Genomic DNA, 4,455 nt, shown 5'->3' with positions numbered 1-4,455 from the left:
GGTGGTGGTGCCGGCGGCGCGCCGCAGCGCCAGCTGACCGGTGAGAAGGCGACCGGCACCGTCAAGTTCTTCAACGCGATGAAGGGCTTTGGCTTCATCCAGCGCGACGATGGCCAGCCTGACGCGTTCGTCCACATCTCCGCCGTCGAGCGCGGCGGCATGACGACGCTGAACGAGGGCGACCGGCTGCAGTTCGAGCTGGAGGTCGACCGGCGTGGCAAATATGCGGCGGTGAACCTCTCGACGTCGAGCTGATCGGTTCGGGATCGTACGTGAACCAAACGGCCCATCCGGCACTGTCCGGGTGGGCCGTTGTCGTTCCTGTTGAGTAGCAAGGTAGCGGCCGATGCGTACCCTGATCATCCTTGCCGTGCTCGCGCTGCTGGGTTCCGCTCCGCCCCGGACGGCGCAGTCATCTCCGCCCGTGGCCACTGCCGCGGTGCCGGACGAGCGTCCGGTGCTGCTCGTCCCGCATATTGTCGCGCGCTACCCGCATGACCGCGGCGCGTTCACGGAGGGGCTGATCTGGTCCGACGGCGCGCTATACGAGAGCGTCGGCATGGAAGGCATGTCGGAAGTGCGACGCGTCCGCCTGGCCGACGGCAAGGTGCTGGCCCGCGCCAGGATACCGGCGGCGCAATTCGGCGAGGGGCTGGCGCGGTGGCGCGACCAGTTGATCAGCCTGACCTGGCACGACGGCATCGCCCATCGCTGGAACGCCCGGACGCTGCGCGGTGTCGGCGAGGCGCATTACCCCGGCGAGGGCTGGGGGCTGACCAGCGACGGCGATACCCTGATCGAGTCGGACGGCAGCGCCACTCTCAAGCGCATCGACGCCAGGAGCTTCGGCGTGGTCGGCAGCATGGCCGTCACCGTCAATGGCAAGCCGCTAGACCAGCTCAACGAGCTGGAGATGGTCAACGGCGCGCTCCTCGCCAATATCTGGCGCACACCCTATCTCGTGCGCATCGACCCGGCGACCGGCCATGTGACGGCGATCGTCGATCTCAGGGCGATTCTGGCCGAGGTGAAGCCGACCAACATCGATGCGGTCGCCAACGGCATCGCCTGGGACGCCGACCGGCACCGGTTGTTCATCACCGGCAAGCTGTGGCCGACCGTGTTCGAGGTGACGCTGGACCCCTCCTGACCGGCGTCACGCGGCGCAGGCCGGCGCGCGGTGCCAGTGCCCCCGGCTCCGTCAGGTCCCACACCAGCCCGAGCCGCCGCAGGCCGATCAGCACCCACCAGCCCGGATCGTGCTGGCCCGGCTCGATGCCCAGCCGAGCGGAGCCCGGCCATGCGTGATGGTTGCCGTGCCACGCCTCGCCGAAAGTGATCAGCGCCACTGCCGGCAGATCATGACCCTGCACCGCGACGCCGTCGACGCTCCATCCCTGCGGCCCGCCGCGATGGGTGATGTGCCCGACCAGCCAGTGGCCGGTCACGCCGACCGCGATGCGGACCGGCACGCCCCAGACCAGCCATGGCAGACCGCCGACCCACCAGAACAGCAACGCCCAGGGCAGCTGCTGCGCCATCCACGTCGCCTCGATCCAGCGGAGCACGCGGTCATACGCTAGGTCGGCCTCCGGCACGAAGCGCGGCGGCCGCGCCAGGACCAGCCGGCAATGCATCTGCCACCAGGCATCCTTCCACCACACCGCCCGGTGCGCGTGCAGGTCGTGACAGGTCGCCTGCCGCTGTGCCCAGTCGCGCATGTCGTGCAGCCGCACCATCCCGAGCGGTCCCGCCATGCCGACCAGCGTGCCCAGATAGGCGAGCAGCAGCGTCAGCCAGCGCGGCGCGGCGAAGCTGCGATGGATCAACAGCCGGTGCAGCCCGATCGAGTGGCCCAGGCACAAGGTCGTGGCAGAAGTGACGAGGAACAGCAGCACCGCCGACCCGCTGATCGTGACCGGCCCCAACGCCAGCGCCGCCAGCGTCATGCCGCCGATCCACAGCGAGCGGACCGGAGCCCATCGGACCACGCCCTTTGTCGCGCAGCTGTCGGCGTCGGCGATCATGCGATCGGTAGAGAGACAGGTCACGGCACATCTCCTTAGTTCGGCTATTAGGAACAAACCTAAATGATCGACGGAGTTTGTCAATGGTTAGTTCAATGCCTATATCCTGCTGATGCAACGTATCTTCGAGGCGCTGTCCTCCGCTCCCCGTCGCAAGATCCTCGCCTACCTCGCTCATGCCGAGCTGAGCGCGGGCGACATCGCCTCGCGCTTCGCGATGTCGAAGCCATCGATCTCGCAGCATCTGTCGATCCTCGAAGCCGCTGGGCTGGTGAGCAGCGAGCGGCGTGGCCAATTCGTCTTTTACAAGCTGGTGCCGGAGAGCCTGACCAACACCCTCAACGGCTTTGTGCAGGAGGTCTGCCCCGTCAGCCGGCCGCTGAAGCGCGAAAGCGCGGCCAAGGCGGCAAGCGAGAGCTAGGTCACCATGCGTTGCAACGTCTCGATTCGGTCCGCCTCGGCGGCCGGCTTGTCGAGGCGGATGCGCAGGACGCGCGGGAAGCGCATGGCGATGCCCGACTTGTGGCGCGACGAGAGGTGGAGCGAGTCGAACGCAATCTCCAGTACCAGCGTCTTTTCGACCTCGCGCACCGGGCCGAACCGCTGCACCGTATGGTTGCGCACGAACTTGTCGAGCTGCGCGATCTCCTGGTCGGTGATGCCCTGATAGGCCTTGCCGACCGGCAGCAGCTCGCCGCCTTCGGTCCAGCAGCCGAAGGTATAGTCCGAATACCAGGACGAGCGGCGGCCATTGCCGCGCTGGGCATACATCATCACGCAATCGGCGGTCAGCGGGTCGCGCTTCCATTTATACCACAGGCCGGCGCGGCGACCGCCGACGTAAGCGCTGTCGCGCCGCTTGAGCATCACTCCCTCAATCGCGGCGTCGCGCGCACCGGCGCGGATCGCCTCCAGCTCGGTGAAGTCGGCGGCGTCGATCACCGCCGACAGGTCGAAGCGATCGGGGTCGAGCCGGGTCGCGAACGCCTCCAGCCGCATCCGCCGCTCGGTCCAGGGCAGTGCGCGCAGGTCTTCGCTGTCGTCGAACAGGATGTCGTAGAGGCGGACAAAGGCGGGATAGTCGGCGAGCATCTTCGCCGACACCTGCTTCCTGCCGAGCCGCTGCTGCAGCGCGTTGAAACTCGCCGCGCCGCCGCCCTCTTCCAGGCTGCCGCCCTGGAACGCGCCCTTGACCATCAGCTCGCCGTCGACGACGCCGGGCGTGGCAAAGGCCGCCGCGACCTCGGGAAAGCTGCCGGTGACATCGTCGCCGGTGCGGCTGTAGAGCCGGGTCTCGCCCGCGACATGGACGATCTGGACGCGGATGCCGTCCCATTTCCACTCGGCGGCATAGTCGGCGAGGTCGACGCGCACGTCCTCCAGCCCGTGGGCGAGCATGAACGGCCGGAACACCGGCACGTCGGCCGGCGTCGGCTGCGCGGCCCCGCCGGTCGCCCAGGCAAACAGGCTGGGGTAGGGGGGCGCGAGGCCGTGCCACACCTCCTCCACCGCTTCGACGTCGAGCGCAAAGGCCTGCGCGAAGGCGGTCTTGGCGAGCCGGGCGGAAACGCCGATCCGTAGCGCCCCGGTCGCCATCTTGAGCAGCGCGAACCGTTCCTCCGCGTCGAGCCGGTCGAGCATCGCCGCCAAAGCCGCCGGCGCGTCGGAGCGCGACCGGTGCATCAGCCGGTCGATCACCTGCGCCACCGACAGCGGCTCGGTGTCGGTGGGCAGGACGGGTGCAGGCCAGAGCAGCGACACCGTTTCCGCCGTGTCGCCGACATAGTCGCGGCTCATCCGGAACAGCACGGGGTCGACGCGGCTCTCGATCAGCGCGCGGATCAGCGCCGGCTTGACGCCAGGCAGGTCGAGATCACCGGTCAGCGCCGCCATTGCCCAGCCGCGATCGGGATCGGGCGTCGCCGTCAGATAGTCGCCGATCAGCTTGAGCTTGGCGAGCCGCGAGCGCGTGTAGATCAGCGCATCCAGCAGCGCGGCAAAGGCGTGCATCCCGTCCGCTCAGCCGATCGCGTCCGTCACCGTCTCGCCAGCGACAGCGCCAGGACGAGGAAGATCAGGAAGACGACGATCGCGATGCCGAACAGGATCTTGGCAATGGTGGCGAACACGCTTTCCGCGCCGGTGAAGCCGAACAGCCCGCACAACAGGGCGACGACGGCGAAGATCAGGGCCCATTTCAGCATGTCGCACCTTTCGGTTGATTGAGGACGACAGCGAAACGAGGCAAGGCGGCAATGGCTCCGCAGGCGACCTAGACGAGCGCCAGTGCCTGCAACGCCAGCACCACGCCGGCGACGAGGAACAGGCCGGCGATGACCCGCCGGGCACGAACCAGCGGCAGCGCGGTCCAGCTGCGCTCGCCGATCAGCGCGGCTGGGGCGACCACCGCCAGCGTGCCGGCCGCGCC

Annotated in this window: 6 protein-coding genes; 3 read left to right on the top strand and 3 right to left on the bottom strand. The window is 68.4% G+C overall.

What is annotated here, in order from left to right:
• Together HUU96_RS11930 and HUU96_RS11925 are read left to right on the top strand one after the other, a co-directional pair.
• On the top strand, positions 1-255 hold a 255-nt coding region (locus HUU96_RS11930), incomplete at its 5' end, for a cold-shock protein (RefSeq protein WP_302480240.1).
• Between the two features lie 91 nt (positions 256-346).
• The gene (locus HUU96_RS11925; RefSeq protein WP_174293002.1) at positions 347-1,150 is read left to right on the top strand and encodes a glutaminyl-peptide cyclotransferase; all 804 of its coding nucleotides are present in this window, start codon (positions 347-349) and stop codon (positions 1,148-1,150) included.
• Here HUU96_RS11925 and HUU96_RS11920 read toward each other — a convergent pair.
• Complete coding sequence (locus tag HUU96_RS11920; protein ID WP_174293001.1) at positions 1,098-2,051, bottom strand: acyl-CoA desaturase; 954 nt, start codon at positions 2,049-2,051, stop codon at positions 1,098-1,100. The two genes, HUU96_RS11925 and HUU96_RS11920, sit on opposite strands and share 53 nt — an antisense overlap.
• Before the next feature lie 88 nt (positions 2,052-2,139).
• Here HUU96_RS11920 and HUU96_RS11915 point away from each other — a divergent pair, with 88 nt between their 5' ends.
• Positions 2,140-2,448: a metalloregulator ArsR/SmtB family transcription factor gene (locus HUU96_RS11915; RefSeq protein ID WP_174293000.1), complete on the top strand. Its 309-nt coding sequence runs from the start codon at positions 2,140-2,142 to the stop codon at positions 2,446-2,448.
• On the opposite strand, the gene HUU96_RS11910 is transcribed toward HUU96_RS11915, so the two are convergent.
• On the bottom strand, positions 2,445-4,037 hold the full coding sequence (locus HUU96_RS11910) for a cisplatin damage response ATP-dependent DNA ligase (RefSeq protein ID WP_174292999.1): 1,593 nt from the start codon (positions 4,035-4,037) through the stop codon (positions 2,445-2,447). The genes HUU96_RS11915 and HUU96_RS11910 overlap by 4 nt on opposite strands.
• A 26-nt stretch (positions 4,038-4,063) precedes the next feature.
• The gene (locus tag HUU96_RS11905; RefSeq protein WP_174292998.1) at positions 4,064-4,231 is read right to left on the bottom strand and encodes a DUF1328 domain-containing protein; all 168 of its coding nucleotides are present in this window, start codon (positions 4,229-4,231) and stop codon (positions 4,064-4,066) included.
• Between the last annotated feature and the right edge of the window lie 224 nt (positions 4,232-4,455).

It is taken from the genome of Sphingomonas bacterium, from assembly GCF_903644135.1.
In the GTDB taxonomy this organism is placed as follows: Bacteria; Pseudomonadota; Alphaproteobacteria; order Sphingomonadales; family Sphingomonadaceae; genus Sphingomonas.
This window is presented reverse-complemented; position numbering and strand designations above follow the sequence as displayed.

What these genes read in the sequence shown, in the direction of transcription:
- HUU96_RS11925 (WP_174293002.1), top strand. Translation starts at nt 347, where the DNA reads ATGCGTACCCTGATCATCCTTGCCGTGCTCGCGCTGCTGGGTTCCGCT.
- HUU96_RS11915 (WP_174293000.1), top strand. Translation starts at nt 2,140, where the DNA reads ATGCAACGTATCTTCGAGGCGCTGTCCTCCGCTCCCCGTCGCAAGATC.
- HUU96_RS11910 (WP_174292999.1), bottom strand. Translation starts at nt 4,037, where the DNA reads ATGCACGCCTTTGCCGCGCTGCTGGATGCGCTGATCTACACGCGCTCG.
- HUU96_RS11905 (WP_174292998.1), bottom strand. Translation starts at nt 4,231, where the DNA reads ATGCTGAAATGGGCCCTGATCTTCGCCGTCGTCGCCCTGTTGTGCGGG.